At 30.0% G+C, this 19,342-nt stretch carries 11 protein-coding genes and 3 tRNA genes; 2 read left to right on the top strand and 12 right to left on the bottom strand.

All coding sequences use genetic code 11. From position 1 onward, the window contains the following. Positions 1–2: 2 nt before the first annotated feature. Positions 3–1,319 carry a serine hydrolase gene (locus P161_RS0112800; RefSeq protein ID WP_026777341.1) on the top strand — a complete coding sequence of 439 codons (1,317 nt, stop codon included), beginning with the start codon at positions 3–5 and terminating at the stop codon, positions 1,317–1,319. A 6-nt stretch (positions 1,320–1,325) separates the two neighbouring features. Here P161_RS0112800 and P161_RS0112795 read toward each other — a convergent pair whose 3' ends face one another. From P161_RS0112795 to P161_RS0112785, 3 genes are all read right to left on the bottom strand, one after another. Further along, entirely contained in the window at positions 1,326–4,151 is a 2,826-nt protein-coding gene (locus P161_RS0112795; RefSeq protein WP_026777340.1) for an Npt1/Npt2 family nucleotide transporter, read from the bottom strand. A 21-nt stretch (positions 4,152–4,172) separates the two neighbouring features. Then, on the bottom strand, positions 4,173–5,129 hold the full coding sequence (locus P161_RS0112790) for a serine hydrolase (RefSeq protein ID WP_197026351.1): 957 nt from the start codon (positions 5,127–5,129) through the stop codon (positions 4,173–4,175). Between the two features lie 98 nt (positions 5,130–5,227). Beyond that, positions 5,228–5,722 carry a DinB family protein gene (locus P161_RS0112785; RefSeq protein WP_026777338.1) on the bottom strand — a complete coding sequence of 165 codons (495 nt, stop codon included), beginning with the start codon at positions 5,720–5,722 and terminating at the stop codon, positions 5,228–5,230. 230 nt (positions 5,723–5,952) lie between these two features. Here P161_RS0112785 and P161_RS0112780 point away from each other — a divergent pair, with 230 nt between their 5' ends. Next, complete coding sequence (locus P161_RS0112780) at positions 5,953–6,858, top strand: hypothetical protein (protein WP_026777337.1); 906 nt, start codon at positions 5,953–5,955, stop codon at positions 6,856–6,858. Between the two features lie 239 nt (positions 6,859–7,097). Here P161_RS0112780 and P161_RS0112775 read toward each other — a convergent pair whose 3' ends face one another. From P161_RS0112775 to P161_RS0112745, 9 genes are all read right to left on the bottom strand, one after another. After that, positions 7,098–7,577, bottom strand: a complete 480-nt coding sequence (locus P161_RS0112775; RefSeq protein WP_026777336.1) for a hypothetical protein — start codon at positions 7,575–7,577, stop codon at positions 7,098–7,100. A gap of 1,103 nt (positions 7,578–8,680) precedes the next feature. Then, positions 8,681–8,899, bottom strand: a complete 219-nt coding sequence (locus tag P161_RS19525; protein ID WP_155810464.1) for a hypothetical protein — start codon at positions 8,897–8,899, stop codon at positions 8,681–8,683. A 167-nt stretch (positions 8,900–9,066) separates the two neighbouring features. Next, on the bottom strand, positions 9,067–9,285 hold the full coding sequence (locus tag P161_RS19520; protein ID WP_155810463.1) for a hypothetical protein: 219 nt from the start codon (positions 9,283–9,285) through the stop codon (positions 9,067–9,069). Between the two features lie 325 nt (positions 9,286–9,610). After that, positions 9,611–10,609 (bottom strand): PorP/SprF family type IX secretion system membrane protein, encoded by a 999-nt coding sequence (locus P161_RS18595; RefSeq protein ID WP_081817040.1) that lies wholly within the window; start codon positions 10,607–10,609, stop codon positions 9,611–9,613. Position 10,610: 1 nt separating this feature from the next. Beyond that, positions 10,611–16,103: a PKD domain-containing protein gene (locus P161_RS0112765; RefSeq protein ID WP_081817039.1), complete on the bottom strand. Its 5,493-nt coding sequence runs from the start codon at positions 16,101–16,103 to the stop codon at positions 10,611–10,613. Positions 16,104–16,808: 705 nt separating this feature from the next. Beyond that, positions 16,809–16,882 (bottom strand) — tRNA-Arg (locus P161_RS0112760). A 29-nt stretch (positions 16,883–16,911) separates the two neighbouring features. Further along, a tRNA-Pro gene (locus tag P161_RS0112755) sits at positions 16,912–16,986 on the bottom strand. A gap of 60 nt (positions 16,987–17,046) precedes the next feature. Beyond that, positions 17,047–17,130, bottom strand: a tRNA-Ser gene (locus P161_RS0112750). Between the two features lie 101 nt (positions 17,131–17,231). Beyond that, entirely contained in the window at positions 17,232–19,295 is a 2,064-nt protein-coding gene (locus P161_RS0112745) for an HD family phosphohydrolase (protein WP_026777334.1), read from the bottom strand. Between the last annotated feature and the right edge of the window lie 47 nt (positions 19,296–19,342).

Genomic DNA, 19,342 nt, shown 5'->3' with positions numbered 1-19,342 from the left:
TAATGAAAAAAAGATACATTTTACTAATTGCTGGTATTTTATTGTCTTTAGGATTTATGAACTATTATCCTATTGATGGTTATGAATACACAGGCATTAAACGTTTATACCAAATAAGACAGTTCCAGAAAGACAGTGTTAAGTACAATCGAATTCCAAAAGGAGCTTATAAAAAATGGGCAGATATTCAATTACACCTCACCAATAAAACGACTGATAGTGTAGAGGATTTATTTGTAGTTGATAGCGATTTTGATCGAAAAATAAAGAGAATTACACCAAGTGGAAATTACTCTTTAGCAATTATGGATATGACTGATCCTGAAAACTTACGTTATGCAGAACACAGAGAAACTGTAGGATATCAACCAGGAAGTGTTGGTAAATTGGCTGTTTTATTAGCTGTTTTTGATCAACTTCAAAAAATTTGTCCAGATTCTTATGAAGAAAGAGTTGGATACTTAAAAAGTATCAAAGTTACAAGTAGATATTGGGGCTTAGGAGATCATCATACCATACCAATTTACGATATTGAAAAAGATAAATTAACCAAAAGACAAGTAATTGCCAGTGATGAATTTTCGCTTTTTGAATGGTTAGATCATATGGTTTCTGTAAGTAACAATGGTGCTGCAAGCATCATGTACAGAGAAGCAATGTTAATGGCTGCTTTTGGACAAGAATACCCAAATCTAGATGCTGAAAAAGCTGAAAAATACTTTAAAGAAACACCTAGAGATTCTTTAACAAACTTAGCAAATACAGTTGTAAACCAACCTTTAAGAGATTTAGGTATTAAAGAAATGGAGTGGAAATTAGGGGGTATGTTTACAAGACCTCCAGAAAGATATGTTGGTAGAAAAGGTGGCAGTATTGGTTCTCCTAAAGGATTAATGAAATTTTTAGTTAAGCTAGAACAAGGTAAAGTAATCGATAAAGAATCTAGTTTAGAAATGAAGCGTTTAATGTATATGACAGATAGACGAATTCGTTATGCAAGATCGCCAAGATTAGATGATGCTGCTGTGTATTTTAAATCTGGAAGTTATTATAAGTGTGATAGAACTAAAGACCCAAATTGTGCAAGTTATGCAGGAAATGTTTATAATTATATGAACTCTGTAATTATTGTAGAACAAGATAATGGTGTAAAATATATTACCTGTTTAATGAGCAATGTATTAAATAAAAATTCTGCTGGTGCTCACATGTACTTAGCCAGTAAAATTGATGATGTTGTTAATGAAACTGCCAACATTAACAAACCAGAAATTAAAGAAGAAAAATATGTTGAAGATAAAGAAGAATCAAATAATTAAAATTCTTTAGTCTTTCTTTAAAAGTTGAATATAAGTATCGTAAGCAAGCTGCCCAACAGCTTTATTACGATACTTTTTTAATGGTAATAATGCTGGTAAAAAAGCTCTATTATTGGCAACTTTAATATACGTTACTGCAAAATGCCTAATATTACTTCCGCTAATTGTCATTATTTTATTTAAGTATTCTGCTTCAGAAATTAAAGGAATTTTAATAACTGTAGCATCTAAATTATCTTCTTCTACAGCAATATGCTCTAAAACTGGTAATACCGCATTTTTTATAGCACTATCTAACAAGTTTTCTAAAAGTTCGATGGCATTTATTTTAGCTTCTTTGATTTCGCTCTTCATTGCCTTGAAAATAATTTGAATATCCTCCTCATTATATAACAAACTCAATAAATTAAATAAGGTTAAAAAAGATTTATTTAACTCCAACTCTAATGCATTGCTCAAGTTTTTTCGAGCTTCATAAATAGTTTTGTTATTTTCTTCTAGCTCACCAACCAAATCTTTATTAATTGTATGTTGAATAGAAGTTAAAACCTCTAAAATATCTTCGTAAAAACCACATTCCTTATAAATTTGATTTTTTAGAACTCTATTAGAAATAGTTATATTTAAATTTTTTCTTTTTAGTTTGCGCAAAGCTTTTGTAGCCTCTAACCTACTGGTAGAATCTTTACTCTTTAAAATTTTAAGTAACATTTTTACGGCGTTTTCATTCTGAAACGCTCCCACAATTTTGGGAATATTTTTTTTAACTTTCGACTTTAATTCGCCTTTAGATTCTAAGTCTAATAAAACATTTATAATTCTTGGTCCATAATTTTTTAGCGATTTTATAGCTCTTTTTCTGTGTCTTTTAACCGCTAATAAGTTTAACAAATCGTTTATAAACACTTCATTTGCAGTAATACCAGCAGCAATGGTTGCAAATTTTATAATATAAGGATGCTTATTATTTAAATGTTTTGTAATAAAATCGTAATGATTCGTCATTCTAGAATAAGCTATACTTAAAAGTAGTCCTGCTATAATCTCTTTTTTAGTAAAATCCTCATCAGAACTATGTAATCTTATCTTTTCTTCTAGGCGTTCTTTTAGTTGATATGAAGAACCTAAAGATTGATTGTTTTGACTTTGTTTTGCCAATGTTAACAATGCTCCATTGGCTATATAAATATCACTATGATTCAAATATGTGTTAAAAAAGTGTTCTTCTGTTTTTGGAGAATGCCCCAAAATATAATCTAAAGCAATATACACCAAGGTATCATCTTTTTCATAGACTAAAGACTCTACTTTTGCTAAAATATTGTTGTCGTCAAAAAAATCTAAATACTCAATAGCTTCTATTTTTATTTTATTTGATGGATGTTGCAAAAGATGAATAACAGGTTTTTGAAGCGCTTTTAGTTTGTAATCTTTTAGTCGATCAAACATATTTAGAATAGCTTCTTCTGTACCATTTTCTAAGATGTTTTTTATATCAAATAAATCATTCCTTTTTTGGGGTTTTACTTTGGCATTAGAAGCAAAAGTTAAGGTTTTCTGTATATTTTTTTTAAAAGATTCAAAGTAAGCTTCTCTTAATTTATAGATTAAAACAATCCAAATAAAAACAAACAGAATAATAATTACAGTTATATAAGAAGTACTTAAATTAAGATTTTTGATAAAAAATATCAATAAAAATCCTGCAAAACCAGTGGCAATACTATCTACTGCAACATCTATATACGATTTTGCTTGGTTTTTTATATGCAAAGGAATTGGCATAATAGACAACTCTACAGCAGCTTTATTTAAACTCTGTTTAAAACTTCCATCAATACCTTTTATAATCACCAAAACCCACAATTCTGGGAATGTTAAAAACAGTAAACTTCCTAAGCCAATGGTTAATGGCAGTACCAATAATGATGAAGAAACACCTAATTTGTTTAAAATTTTATTGGTGAAAAATAATTGAAGCACAAGAGCCACAACATTAAAAGTAGAAAACCAAAATCCAAAGAAAGCAGCTAAATCATCTGAATTAGGAATGGCTTTGTTAGCAAAATCACTAAATTGAAAATCGACTAATTTTGCTACAATTACGCTAATGCCAGTAATAAAAGCTAAATAACTTAAATGTTTAGATTTCGAGATTAATTTTAAAGAAGATTTTTCTAATTGATCCTGATTCGCAATTACTTGTTTTCTCTTAAAAGTATTTAAATATTGTATTCTTAAGGTATATACTTTTCTTAAAATAGGAATACAAGTTAGTAATAAAATTGAGGCTAAAAAAACGGTATATTCTTTCCCAAAATTACTGGCAATAATACTCGTTAAATATCCACCAAAAATACCACCTGCAATGGCTCCTGCTCCAATAAAGCCAAATATTCTTTTGGCTTCTCTCGCATTAAAAACCATGTTGGCAAAAATCCAAAATTGTGATGTTGCAACCACTGCAAACAAAGAAACAAAAACATAATAAAAATATAATATGAATTTATTTACAAAGTTAAAATTTAATAAAACAGCTAAAATGGTAAAGACTAAACTAAAAATTACTAGCGATAAAACTGTAATTTTTACCAAGGAAAAATCACGAATTGCCTTGCTATAAAAATAAGTGGTTGCTACTGCAATAAAAGCGACTAATAAATAACCATAAGGCAAATTTTCTGCACCTAATTGCGATACAAATAAGGCATTTACAGTTGGTTTTACAATTAACAAAACTGTTATAATTATAAAAATATACAACTGCATTAAAAAAGAGATGAAGATTTCTCCATCTCTTAGTCCAAATGTTTTATGTATTAATTTTCTCACTTTATGGTTACATCTTTCTCACTACAAAGTACGTCTTTTTTTCAATACCTTTTCTAATGGTCTTACTAAATCTCTAATTGTTTGCTCTCCATAATCATAATCTACCAAAGCAACAATAATATATTTTCTTTTTGGCCCCCAAACCAAAGCAGAATCTGAATGGTAATTTCTCCAAGATCCAGATTTACGATATACATCTGCTTTTGGCGCAATTTTATCTAATGTATTTACAAATTTATGATGTAGAGCTGGCTTTTTCATAATTTGCAACATTTCTTTAGAACGTTCTGTGCTAATTAAATTCCCCAATGCTAATTGATAGTAAAAGCTACAAACTTGTCTGGTAGTTGCAGCATGACTTAAGCCTTTAATTGGGTCTGGATAACGTCTACCAGCTGCAGCATATCGTTTACCAACCCATAAACCACCCCCAACTTCTTCATCATACAGTTTATGTTTTGGCGATCTTAAAACGGCTTCTATTTTCTCATACCCTACTCTATCAATATTTCTGGTAGAAGCTTGGTTGTTAGATTTACTAATCATTAAACGTAAATCTTGTTTTACTTCATTGGTATAAGCTAATTCTCCTTTATCTACAGCATCCATAACAGCCAATAAAATTGCAATTTTAGGCAAGCTGGCTGCATACATCATAAAATTATCATTCATGCCTGCATATCTAAAATTTGTACTATCACTTAAATCTACGATAGCAACAGACATTTGTTTTCCTTTTATTAAACGTTTCCATGTTTTATTTGAGTTAATTTCTTTCTCTAAAACACTTTGTAAATAAGGGTCTTCAATTTCTTGAATCGGTTTAATATCTTTATGTAAATTAACAGGTAAAACAACCTTGCTATTTTTGTATGTTTTATTGGAATATATTAAAGGACCTTTTAAACTTTGATCTGGCTTTTGTGCAAATGTATAAAGAGACAATAAAGCAAATAAAGTTACTAGTGTATATTTCATATTTTTTAATTGAATCATATTATTATTAATTAACTATATAATATACAAAATTAATACCAAGGGGCATTAATTAGATGTTAACGTTTTCCAAAAAAACACTATTCCTTAATTTTCTTTTTAGTTGATGGATTAAAACCAAAATCTGTGGTTGGCAATGCTATTTTTAATTGATAAATTAAGTACCCAATACTTGCATAATGATGTGTTGTATGGCTTTGTGCTTGCATTAAAATACTACCTAAAGTGTACGTTGTAGTTTCGTTTCCAAAACCTAAATCGTCTGTAACCTCTACTAATTCAGATAAATCATAATGTTGATGCAGATTTTTTAGTTGATCAATTACTGAATTAAAATAATGAATGCCCAAATTTGTAGCTAGCTCAACCTCCATATTTCGATCTCTTGCTGTTAAGTCGATTTTTTTTGACGAAACACCTTTTAAAATACAAAAATACACATCTAAAATATGACGAATATGACAACCAATACTTGCATAATAAGGTCCAAAAGAAGCATCTGCATACGCTTCATCTGAAATTGAATTTAATAATTGTACTCCTTTTTGCAAATTTTTTTCGATTGCAATAATCATTTAAAATATTTTATAATTAAAGGTACTAAAGATAAATGATTATTTAATTAAAAAACAGAATTCAAGATTTATTTAGAAGCAAATACTCAATTGTTTAGCAAAAGAAAATAGCCAATCTTTCTTAGTAGGAAAACTATAAAATAAATATTTGGCACGCTCTTTGAAAATGTTATAACAAATGCGGATGTCGAAAAGCAATTAGAGTAGGCAAAATATTTAAACCATATATTATGAAAAAAGGGATACTTATTTTATTAGGAATGTTCATGATGGTTTCAACTACTGAAGCGAATGATGGCAAGATTTTATCAAGCAAATTAAACAACGAAACTTCTTACAACGTTTATGATAACTATAACAACGCTGTTAACTTTTTTGAAAGAGGTATAGAGTTTTTTGTATTTACAAACGGTGAATTCGATTTTGATACGCGCTTTAATAACAGAGGAATTAGAATAAACAGAGATTTTAGAGGCAGAATTACAAACGTAGGCAACGTTTTTATTAGATATGATAGACGAGGAAATGTAACTAGAATTGGTAGTGTTTTAATTAGATATAGTAGAGGATTGCTAACCAATGTTGGCGATTTAAGAGTTCGATACAACCATTGGAATACTCCTGTTTTTTATGGAAATGTTAGAAATTTCTATTATAATAATGGCATCCGATTTAATGTTAGTTTTGGTGATGTTTGTGAGTATAATGATGCTTATTTCTTTAGAAACGATTTTGGAAACAACTATCATCAATTTAGGGAAGACAATAATTTTTATTATTATAGAGCAAGACCAAATGCCAATATTGGAAAGCGCAGTACAATTTTAAAAAGAAGAAAACCAGTGGTTAATAACAGACAAACTTTTGTGAGAAACCATACTAATTCTTATAGAAAAGCAACGTCTAATAATAGAGCTACATCTAACAGAAGTGCTTCTAATACTTATAGAAACGGAAATCAAAATAGTACCATAAAAAGAAATTCTTCTGCAAATTCCAGAAATGCAACCACTTCTAGAAACTCAGAGACTAGGAGAAAAGCAACTACTGATAAAAAAGTAGATCGTAAAAGAAACGAATATACCAGAAATAACAATTCTGAAAATACAACAACAAGAAGAAGAGGAAGTATCTAAGAGTTCAATGTTTTTAAGAGTAAAAAAGGTGGTCTTTAAAATTCCACCTTTTTTTATGAAAGCAACTATAGTAAATCAAAGTTTCATAAATCATAAGTTTATAAAGTAATCTCACCAATTAAACTCGGTTCTTAACGTATTAAAAAGAAGCAATGTTGTACACAATTACTAGTTAAAAGAAAAAAAGCTTCACATTTCTGTAAAGCTTTTTAGGGGTATTGTTTTGATTAAAACTATGATTAAATGTTTAACAACTTATTTGTTGCTATGGTATATCTATTATAAATAAAGTCATAACTCAAAAGATCTTCTAATTTAAAAGTGGTATTCTCATTTTCGTTAATAATAATATCTCCATTTTGTAATTCAGTTGTTTTTGAATTACCTGTTAATTTATTATAATTTAAATATGAATCTTTATAATTGGCAACTAGTACATCTTCACTTACTAACATACTTTTTTTATTAGAAAGTTTATCTAAAACAAATACTTTCGCCTTAATTTTTGCATATCCTCTATATTTCTTTAGTAAAGTAGTTTCTACATAAATATTAAATTCAGAAGATGGTCTACAACCAAATTCTTGAGCTGAAAGTATTTTAATTATTTGTTGTTTTTCTGCAGTTTTTAATAATATTGGTGTATCCTCAGCTTTTTTGAACGCAAAAAGACCAATTAATATTAATGTTGTTACTATAATATTCTTTATTTTTTTCATTAGTAAGGGTATTAATTTATATAATGTGCATCTAACACATGTCAAAAATAAAGGTTTTAACAACAGCTACTATGAAACTTCGATTAGTGAAGCTAATGTTTAGGTGAATCAATAATTTATTTCGTTATCTTTTTTTAAATAATTCTATTTTTCAATTAATTACATTAAAACCATTCCTTTTCAAAGTTTATAGAAGTGAAATACTGCCTAAATTATGCAAAAAAAAGCCTCACATTGCTGTGAAGCTTTTTTGAAATTTAGGGGTTACTAAAATAAAAATAGCATGTACTATTTAAACTTTAATATTCGGGGTATTTTTTATTAGTTTATAAGTATGCTTCACTAAAAACTATTAGTGAGAAAATCTTAGGATATTTTTTAAAAATGCTTTCGTTAAAGAAATTGATACAATTAAAAAGGGAAAGAATGAGATGAAAAATACCATGACATTGAAACCATCAAATAAGGTATCTATGTAGGACATGTCCATTAAGTAGTTTCCTGAAGAGTATAAACCTAGAGAACAGATGAATACTATAAAAATGCGTTTTATATTATTTGCTTTCATAACTGGGGGAAATTTATGATTATTAAATATATTGTAAAGTTAAGGAACAATTACAGGTTTTTAAATAAGCAATATGCTTAAAAACAATAAATTAAAATAAAAAGGTAAAAAAAAAGCCTCACATTGTTGTGAAGCTTTTTTGAAATTTAGGGGTTACTAAAATAAAAACAGCATGTACTATTTAAACTTTAATATTCGGGGTATTTTTTATTGATATATAAGTATGCTTCACTAAACACTATTAGTGAGAAAATCTTAGGATATTTTTTAAAAATGCTTTCGTTAAAGAAATTGATACAATTAAAAAGGGAAAAAATGAAGTGAAAAATACCATGACATTGAAACCATCAAAAAAGGTATCTATGTAAGACATGTCCATTAAATAATTTCCTGAAGAGTATAAACCTAGAGAACAGATGAATACTATAAAAATGCGTTTTATATTATTTGCTTTCATAACTGGGGGAATTAAGAATTAATAATTATGTATATAAGTATTTCTTACAATTTAATCATTCAAAAAATTAAAGATGAATTAATAATGCACTAATCTAGATAATGATCTTAAAAAATCTCTTGTCAAACCAACTGTTACTATTAAAAACGGAAAGAATGATGTAAAAAATACCATAACATTCAAACCATCAAATAAAGTATTGATGTAAGACATTCCGATTAAATAGTTTCCTGAAGAGTATAAACCTAGTGAACAGATTAATACTATAAGTATGCGTTTTATATTATTCGCTTTCATAATTGGGGGAATTAAGAATTAATAATTATGTGTTGTATGTATTTGGTAAATTTAAGAAATATTTAAAGTTTTTAAACTAAGCAATTTGCTTAAATTGATAAATTAGTTGAAAAAATGAACTTTTTAAGTACTTTTTACTCTTAAGAATCGAATTTACTTTTAGATTTTTAATAATGAACTAATCTAGATAATGATCTTAAAAAATCTCTTGTTAAAGCAACTGTTACTATTAAAAACGGAAAGAATGATGTAAAAAATACCATCACATTCAAACCATCAAATAAAGTATCGATGTAAGACATTCCGATTAAATAGTTTCCTGAAGAGTATAAACCTAGTGAACAGATTAATACTATAAGTATGCGTTTTATATTATTCGCTTTCATAATTGGGGGAATTAAGAATTAATAATTATGTAATTGTTTTGTAAATATAAGAAATATTTTAAGATAAACGAATAAGCAATATGCTTAAAATAAGTAAATTAATAAAAAACAACTATTTTACTGATGCTTTTTGCTTCTTTAAATCGTTAAATATATATGTTCTTTAATGAACAGCCTTCGGTCTTAATTTGTTATAAAACTTTTAGAGCAAGGATCAATTAAGCATAGCTAAAAAAAATATTCGAATCGAAAACGCCTTCAATAAAACATCATCTTTTTTGAAACCTAGCATTTTTAATTTTTTAAAATTTTATCTGATAAAGACTTAAAAAGAAGAAACACATTTATATCTATTGAGCGCCCTCATATTGATGTCAAAATCATACGAGACAGAAAACTCATGAATACCACCAGTATTTAAAAGGTTTGTTGTATTAAAATCGTAGGAATAACCAAATCTAAAGCCTTGCCATCTAAAACCTACAAAAGTACTTACAGCGCTTACTAAAGACGTTGTATATTCATCTTTTAAAGGTGTTAAACCTGCAGTAATTCCTAAAGAAAATTGATTTTCAAAAACATATTGCCCACCAACATCTAATCGATTATAAGGCCCTTGCATCATAAAATTAGAGAGTAAATATATTTTACTTTTTCTATTAAACAATGTTCTCTCATTTTCTAACAGTGGAAGATAATATTTTGCATGTACAGACCAAAACATGTCTAATGGAACATTTCCGTTTTCGGTTAAAGAAATATTAGGTCTGTTTAAATGTCTTACAGTTAAACCAATCCAACTATCAGCATTGTTAAAAAGCAAAGAAGAATTAAAATCGAAAAAATTTCGCTGACTACGAAGTATAGCAGGATCTATACTTGATGTATTAATTGCATAGGTATTCAAATTAATTTGATCTCCTAGTAGTAAATTTTGAAAACCATAATTTTTTAATCCCAAACCAGCAGAAATACTTGGCCTAAAAAACCACGTATCATTTAACTGAAATGCCATTGAATAATTAAAATTAACTTGATTAAAAGAATAGCTAGAAATACTTTCTGTTTGATTTAAGAAACTAACTCCTATTCCTATTTTATAACGCTCTAACCAAGTATCAAAAAAAGCATAATTCGAGTTTGTTTTAAATGCATTGTTTCTCCATTGAGATCTATACAAAGAGCCAACTTTAGTACTCCTTAAAGAACCCGTAAATGAAGAGTTTAAAGTTTCTGGTACAAGAAATGCTTGCGAAAAAATAACATCTTGAGCATAACAAACCATACTTGTAAAAACAAAAAATAGAACAAGAACTCTCTTCATATTATTTTATTAGTGTAAAAGGTATAGATTCCATAATTTCTCCTTTGTAAAAAGTAAGCCCTTTTACAACAATTACATAATTCCCATTTTCAGCTGGTAAACCTTTAATAAAACCATCCCAACCCATTAAATTTAAACTTTTTTCATAATAAACCCTGGTTCCCCAACTCGTATAAATTGTGATTTCTATTTCCGAAAACCCTTCATGAACGGGTTTCATCCTTTCATTAATTCCATCTCCATTAGGTGTAAAAGAATTTGGTGTTATTAAAATATAGCCTTTGGTTATGTTTATATTTCTTTCTAATGTATAAGTACATCCAGCTTCATACTGTACAGTATAAGTTATAGTATAAAAACCTTCTTTAGCATAGGTATAAACTGGGTTTTCATCATTTACTGTTGGACTTCCATCGCCAAAATTCCAAGTAATTCCACGAATATCTCCTGTAGATAAGTTGGTAAACTGAATAGGGTCTTGTATGGATAGTAAATTGTAATTATCAAACGCAAAAGAACTATAATTAAAATCTGTAGTTCCAATGGTTGGCACATCCACATTAAAAGATTTTTGTATGGAACAACCTGCACTATCTGTAATGGTTATTGAATACATATCATTTGTTGAAGTAATCATGATATTATTATCTTCTCCAGAAATGGTGCCTGAAGACCAAACATAAGTATAAGGTGAAAAACCACCACTAGCAATTGCAGTTAGTTGTTTACTAGTTTTTCTTAAATCACAATCTTCTAAAATTACCTCATCAACCAAAACATCTAAAGGTTCTTGCCTAAAAATAGTGTATTGCTCTGTAAAAATACAACCAACTGCGTCTGTAATTTGAACTGAATACACTCCTGCTCTAATAGCATTTAAATCTTCCGAAGTTTCATTTGTATTCCATAAAAAAGAATAAGGAGCAACACCTCCAGAGACTTCCAAGTTAATACTTCCACTATTTTCTATAGCACAATCTGTTGCATCAATAATTGTTTCTGTAACAACAATTGGGCTTGGACTTGAAATGACAAAGGTTTCTTCTATAGGGCATTGAGTTGGGTTGCTATCTGTTAATGTTACAGTATAACTGCCTGCTGCAAGATTAGTTCTCTCTGTAACATCTGTAGCACCATCACTCCAAACAATAGAAATTGGTTCAACTCCACCAGTTAAATTCAAATTGATAGCAGCATCATTTGCTGCATTACAAGTAATAGGTGTTGTAGTAGGTTCAATATAAAAAATGGCATCGTTAATTACTATAGATGCTTGTTCTGTACAATTATTAGCATCTGTAACAATTATAGTATAAGTATCTGGAGCTAAATTTGATTGTGATAAACCTGTTGCACCATTACTCCAAGTAAACGTATAGGGTGCTGTACCTCCTGTTAGTGTTACTTCTATACTTCCATCATTTTCTTGATAACAACTTTCATCTGTTTTTACAACATCAATAGTAATTTGATTTGTTTGATTTACTGTAAAAGAAGCGTTTGCAGTACAACCCAAATCGTCAGTTACTAGTAAAGTATAATTTCCTGCTATTAAATTATCGATGTTTTTTGAAGAACTCGTAAATCCATTTGGACCAGACCAAGTGTACACATAATCAAAAACACCTGATGATATTGCTGTTTTTACGCCTCCAGAAACAGCAACTTCTAAAGCACCCTCTGCATCTCCAAAACATACAATATCCTTTTTATCAAGCAAGGTAATTTCGATTTCTTCAGGCTCTGTAATTACAAAGCTTGTTGAAGTTACACAGTTATTTTTATCTATAACTTCTAAAGTATAATTTCCTTTGGTTAATGTATTTTGATTTTTTTGATTCGCTACAATTCCACTTCCATTTGTAGTGGTCCAATTATATGTATAAGGCATTGTACCTCCATTAATTGTAACTTCGAGAATACCATCATTGCCATTAAAACAGGACACATTTTTCTCTAAATCCTTTGTTATTTCCAAATTATCTGGTTGCGTAACTGCAAATTCTTCTATGGCAGTATTACCGTCTTTATCTTTAATAGTAATGATGTACTGACCAGCCGTTAAATTTGCAATAGAAGCTTCTGATGAAGAAAAACCATTGGGTCCAGACCAAGAAACTTGATAAGGACTGCCAGCATCAAAAGGAACACCTCCTGATATATTGGTTGTAATAGCACCATCATTAGATTCAAAACAACTTGCAGGAAGCACTATAGCATTTGCACTGATATTTGCCAATACAGTAACTTCTAGGACAAAAGGATTTCCTGTACAATTTGCGGTTGCTGGCGTTATCAAATACGTAACTTTTATTGGTGAACTGGTTGTGTTTTCTAATGTTTGATTGATGAACTGCTGAGGAGTTGCTGCTGCAGAAGCCCCAATAATTGCGCCTGAAGGGCTAAAGCTTGGAGCAGTCCATGTATATAATGTATTGTTTGGCAGTGTATTTCCTGAAACTGAATTTGGGTTGAATGTAAATGCCTCATTACTATTCGTTGTTATTGCTGCATCAGCAATTATAGGAGTTTCATTTACAACAACACTTGCTGTGTTTGAAATTATGGTATTACAATCACCACTAGAAAATGAAATTTCCACATAATAATAGCTCGTTCCAACAGCATTTGTAGGTGGACTGAATGTATTCGAAGTTTCAGCATCAATAGGGTTTCCTGAAGTATTTGAATTTGTAGTATTTGAAAACCATTGATACGTTACCTCCACTCCTTCTGCTCCAGAATAAGTGGCTTGTAATGGTGTTGAAGCATCATCTATACAATAATTTTGAGCACTTTCTATGGGATTAATTATGGGTTGTGCTAATACATTTACAAGAGCTGTATTTGAAACAATTTCAACACAAGCACCTGCTGAAAAAGAAATTTCTACGTAGTAAAATAATGCACCTACATTGTCAGTTGGTGGGTTATATGTACTAGAAGTTGCTCCAGAAATTAAATTTCCATCAGAATTTATATCGGTTGTATTGGAGAACCATTGATAGGTTGCAGTACCTGTTCCGTTTTCAAAAGCCACTTCTAGAGGATTCGCTTCACTACCTTGACAAACTTCTGAAGATAAGGGTTGTGATGTAATTCTTGGAGCAGGATTTACAGTAACTACAAATGCTACAGCATCTCCCACACACCCATTATTTGAAGGAATTATTGTGTAAGTAACTTCACCACTTGTATTTTGACTATTGATAAACATTTGACTTGGAATTACATTTGTAGTTCCATTTGCTATAAAACCTGAAATGCCATCAGAAGCCACAGCAGACCAAGAATAGGTTGTATTGGCAATATTAGAGGTCAAATCAATGGCTGTTGTATTTTGATTTGAACATATTTCTTGCGTTAAATTCGTGTTTGTAACCAATGGCTTTTCTAGAACTTCAAAAGTTTGGGTTGCCAAATTAGAGACTCCACAATCTGTCGTAACTTCTAAAGTTACCTCATAAGTTCCAGGAGTGTCATACACAATATTGCCAGGATCTAAAGTATTTGCAGTGGAAGGATTACCACCTGTAAACGTCCAATTATAGGTAACATCTGTTGTATTAGAAGTACAATGTTGAATGTTCGCTAAAGGATTTATAGTAAGATTATCACACCCATTGGTAATAGGATCAATACTAACTGTAGATGGTTTTTTTACTTCAATTTCTTTAGAGTTTGTTTCAATGCCACAACCCGTAATTATTTTTTGTGTAAGTGTGTATAAGCCTGCATTTGTAAATAAAAATTGTGGATTTTCTGAATTTTTGTCTGTTCCGTTTGTAAAAGTCCAAGAACCAACTGTCTCGCAATTAGTAGCTGCATACGCAACTTCCCACTCATAACTAGCAGTACTACAAACTGTATTTACTGTAGTTGTATTCGTAACTGCTATATTTAATGGAATACAACCAGCATCTTCATTTGTATCAAATGTTGGTGTATTTACCTCTTCAATACAAATAACCTTTGTAAAAACATCTGTATTACATTTAGTATCTACTGTTAACGTAACTGTATACGTTCCAGAAGTTGTATATTGATGTGTTTGATTGTTTGCTGTGCTTGCATTAGTATCATTCTTAATAGTACCATCTCCAAAATCCCAAGTAAAGTTTGCTACTTTGTTACACTCGTCATTTTCTCCTATAAAAGAGGTATTTGTAAAGGTTACATCACTATTGATACAGGCAATTTCTTGTGCCTCAAACTCCGCTATTGAAGGTTCTAAGATTTTAATATTGTTGAGGGTTCGTTCAGTGGTAGAACACACATTTTCTATAGTTAAGGTTGCTATAAATTCGCCATTTGGCTCAGTACAACTTCCATTAAGGTACACATGATTAAATTTGTTGTTATTTTGCAGGTCAGCATGTGTATATGTTTTGGTGTCTGAACCATCCCCAAAATCAATAGTATACAAAGTTTCTGGCCAATTCGTTTCCCAGTCTGTAATTTCGAACTCCATTTCAGCATCCGCTAAACAAACATTATTGGTAGGTACAAGGTTGGTAAGATTTCCTACAGGATGACTAATGTTGATTACTTGATACTCTAATTCACTAAAACAACCATTTTCTCCAAGACCTCTTACTTTCATGGTAAAAATGCCCAATTCTGTATATGTATGTGCAATCGGAAATTCTATGGAGTCTTCTGTAGTTCCATCACCCCAATCTATAGCATAAGAATCAACACAAGGAGATTTTGATTTATTACCTACATTCACCGTAAAATTAGGATTGGCAATAGAGGCATTATCACAATTATTAAAATCGTTTTCATCGATATCAAAAAACTCAAGATCTGGTTTAGGAGTAACCGTTACAAAATTAACTACTGAATTTACGCAACCATTTTTGTCTGTTACTTTTAGAGTAACTCTAAATGTTTGATCTTCTGTTGAACATCCTAAAGCTTCTACAGAATGCGAAGGATTTTCTAGTTCAGAAGTAACTCCATCTTCATACGTCCATAGATATTTAAAACCTCCTGCCCCAGAAACTTGTGGCGTAAAGGTTATAAGTTCACCTGCACAAACATTATTTTTATCGAAGGTAAAACTTACTTCTGGCAAGGCGTTTACAAGAATACTAACTTCTTGGTCTGTTATTTGAGTAACTTGAGAATCAGCATCTGTAACACTGGTTAATTTATAGTTAAAAGTACCCGCAAAAACTTCTCTAAAGTTAATTTCTGCGATTCCTAAATCATTAGAGGTTATTGTTTGTGCTTCCCCACCATTTGCAGTGTATGTAAAAGTATAAGGAGCTATACCTCCTGAACCTTCAAACGTAATCACCACAAACTCTCTTTCACAAGTTACGTTAGTTTCAGAGGTTATAGTTGCTGAAGGATTGTATGAAAAATCTCCTTTAACATCCGTGTTTTGATGGGCGTACGATTTTAATAGCATACAACCAAATACTATGACAGCAAAAAGTATAAGGTTCTTATTTCGTAAAATGAGTAAATTCTTTTGAAACTTCATATCTTTTTAAGAGCAATCTAAAAATAACCTAAAAGAGACTTTATTTTTATTACAATAAGTCTTGTTTTAAGTTAAGTTACAATTTTTTTATAAGTCAAATTTAGTTAAAATATTCTTAAAATAATCTTATTTTATAGACTAAAATCAATGAAGTGCTGTGAACAAGTGTTTTTGAAACACATACAAAAGCGATGCTATTAAATTTAGTAGCGTATGAGTATTGCAACCCAAAGCATCTAATTTATTTCATCTTTTAATATTTTTTCTTTTTCAATTCTTTTTTTTGATTGCCTCATAAACTCTATGACCTACGAATTTTCCACAATTGCAATTTCATCTTCAGTTAAACCATATAATTCATAAACCATTTGGTCTATTTCTTTGTCTGTTTGGTTTATTTGGGTTTGTAAGGCTTGTGCTTTTTGTTTGTTTTCTTCAAAAAGGTCTAACCACTCAAATTCGTCTTTTTTTGCAAGGGGTTTAACCCCCTTGTTATCCCCATTGTTTTTGTTGTTGTTTTTGATAGCTTTATTTAATTCTTTTATAAAATCGCCAAAAGTTTTAGTTTTTAAAATAGCTCTTGATACATTTTTTTTATCAAAAATTACTCGAACTTACAATGTGTAACTCTTTTAAATTGGAAGCACTGAATATTACATAAGTTTATAACAACAAAAAAGCCTCACATTTCTGTGAAGCTTTAAGTGAGCCCTGGAGGATTCGAACCTCCGACCGCCTCCTTAGAAGGGAGGTGCTCTATCCAGCTGAGCTAAGAGCCCGTAGTTTTAATGTTTCTACGAAAACAGTGTCGGGGTGGCAGGATTCGAACCTGCGACCTCCTCGTCCCAAACGAGGCGCGATGACCGGGCTACGCTACACCCCGAAAATAAATTATTATTTATTGCTAAATATAAACTTATATTCTTTGCTATTTTAATCTTTGCGGAGAGACAGGGACTCGAACCCTGGCGACAGTTACCCGTCGACAGATTAGCAATCTGCTCCATTACCACTCTGGCACCTCTCCTACTTTTTGAACTTATTTGCATTTGTTTAAAAATGCGAGTGCAAATGTAATATTAGAATTACAATTTACCAAGAGGTTTTTAACTTTTTTCTATATTTTTTTTATTCAGGATATTCTACGCGTAAATGATAAATATTCATCAATTTTTTCTTGATAACTTTTTTAATCACTTTGATTTCTCTAAAAGTAATATCGGAATTTAAAAACTGATTATCTGCCATTTGTTTATCAATAATTTTATCAATTAAATTACTGATAGACTGCGCTGTAGGGTTTTTTATACTTTTTGAAGCAGCTTCTGCAGTATCACACATCATTAAAATAGCGGTTTCTTTAGAGAAAGGAATTGGGCCTTTGTATTGAAAGTTTTTAATATCAACTTTTGTATCTGGGTTTAACTCTTGCTCTTTTTTATAAAAATAATAGGTAGAACTTGTTCCATGATGTGTCCTAATAAAATCTATAATCCTATCTGGTAAATTGTATTTCTTGGCCAACTCTACACCTTTTATAACATGATCTGTTATAATTTTAGTACTGTCTCTTGGCGATAAATCATTATGAGGGTTTACACCTGTAGATTGATTTTCTATAAAATACATAGGGTTTAGCATTTTACCAATGTCATGATACAATGCACCTGTTCTTACCAACATAGAATTGGCTCCTATTTCATTGGCAGCAGCTTCTGCTAAATTGGCAACTTGCATAGAATGTTGAAAGGTTCCTGGCGCTTTTTCATTTAACTCTCTTAACAGTTTTGTATTTGTATTCGATAACTCAAGTAAGGTAACATCAGAAACCAGCCCAAAAACTTTTTCATACATATAAATTAAAATAATTGACAAGAAGGATAACAAACCATTCATGGCAAATAAAATAAAATAATCCCAATTTACTTGTGATGCATTGCCTTCTTTTATAATTGAGAAAGCAAAATAAGTAATCATATAAATACCTGTAATCTGTGCAACAGATATAAATAAATTTGCTCTTTTGTACAATTCAGAAACTGTAAGTATGGTAACAATTCCTGCAATAATATGTAGGTAAATAAATTCGAAACTATTAGGAACAATATATCCTAACAACAGTACCGTTAAAACATGGGTAAACAACCCCAACCTTGCATCAAAAAAAGCTTTGATTATAATAGGTAAGATACTTAAAGGGACTACATACAAATAATCAGCATTATATTTAATAACCAATGTTTGAATAAATATGATTGCAAACACATTAAAAAATATAAAGGTTACTTTATTGTTGTTTTCAAAAATTTCGATTCTGTATTTATGTAGAAACAATAATAACATCAGCAATGCTAAAGACACTAAAATTGTGTACCCGAAAACAATCCAATTATAATTAGAATCTGTCCAAACTTTTGAGGCAGATTCACTTTTTAAAGAATTTAAGATAGCGAGTTTTTTACCCTCTACAATACCCCCTTTTAAAATTATTAATTCGCCTTCTGTTACTTTACCTTTTGTATAGGATATTTTACTAATTTCGTTTTCAATAACTTTATCGGTATAAATTTCATCGAACGAAATGTTTGGTTTTACGATACCTGCTAATATATTTAAGAGCGATTTTTGTCCATAACTATAAGGTTCTTTTCCTAAATTAATTTTAATTATTTTTAAGACATCTTTAGAAGTCAATAAGTTTTTAAAGGAAATATCCTCAACTTGATTATCTTTCTTTAAAGCAACAATTTGATTGTTTTCCGAAACTACATTTTCACTGGCTACTTCTAAAAAACCTGAATTGTATATTTTATTAATAATACTTTCACCAATTTTTTCAAGACGATTTATTTCACTTATCGATAAAGAATCCTCTACTTTTAATATCCCTATTCTGTTTTTAAAAGTTTCATTTACTTTTGATACAACATCTGTTTTATAGTTAAAATAGAGTTTAGAATTCGCTTTTATTTCTTGCTTTTCGGAGGCAATTTCTTCATCTGTCTTTTGAATTGCAAAATCGAAAGTGGCATACAAGTTATCGTATTTCCAAAGCTGGCCATTGTTAAAATCATATTTAAACTGCCCTCCTTTTGGAAATAAATACACTATAGCAACTGTAGTAATTAAAAACAAAATTACCTTATAGATAATTGTATTGTTTCTATAAATTTTATTTACAAATTCGCTCATAAAAATTTTGTTATTTACACAAACTTACTGCAAATATACGAACGCAA

The organism is Polaribacter sp. Hel_I_88 (assembly GCF_000687935.1).
Lineage (GTDB): Bacteria > Bacteroidota > Bacteroidia > Flavobacteriales > Flavobacteriaceae > Polaribacter.
The sequence above is the reverse complement of the archived record's forward strand: the minus strand, read 5'-3'. Positions and strand labels throughout refer to the sequence as shown.

Bases quoted from the DNA above. Each gene is read 5' to 3' on its own strand.
- P161_RS19520 (WP_155810463.1), bottom strand. From the start codon at position 9,285: ATGAAAGCGAATAATATAAAACGCATACTTATAGTATTAATCTGTTCA.
- P161_RS0112780 (WP_026777337.1), top strand. From the start codon at position 5,953: ATGAAAAAAGGGATACTTATTTTATTAGGAATGTTCATGATGGTTTCA.
- P161_RS19525 (WP_155810464.1), bottom strand. From the start codon at position 8,899: ATGAAAGCGAATAATATAAAACGCATACTTATAGTATTAATCTGTTCA.
- P161_RS0112790 (WP_197026351.1), bottom strand. From the start codon at position 5,129: ATGAAATATACACTAGTAACTTTATTTGCTTTATTGTCTCTTTATACA.
- P161_RS0112765 (WP_081817039.1), bottom strand. From the start codon at position 16,103: ATGAAGTTTCAAAAGAATTTACTCATTTTACGAAATAAGAACCTTATA.
- P161_RS0112775 (WP_026777336.1), bottom strand. From the start codon at position 7,577: ATGAAAAAAATAAAGAATATTATAGTAACAACATTAATATTAATTGGT.
- P161_RS18595 (WP_081817040.1), bottom strand. From the start codon at position 10,609: ATGAAGAGAGTTCTTGTTCTATTTTTTGTTTTTACAAGTATGGTTTGT.
- P161_RS0112745 (WP_026777334.1), bottom strand. From the start codon at position 19,295: ATGAGCGAATTTGTAAATAAAATTTATAGAAACAATACAATTATCTAT.
- P161_RS0112800 (WP_026777341.1), top strand. From the start codon at position 3: ATGAAAAAAAGATACATTTTACTAATTGCTGGTATTTTATTGTCTTTA.
- P161_RS0112785 (WP_026777338.1), bottom strand. From the start codon at position 5,722: ATGATTATTGCAATCGAAAAAAATTTGCAAAAAGGAGTACAATTATTA.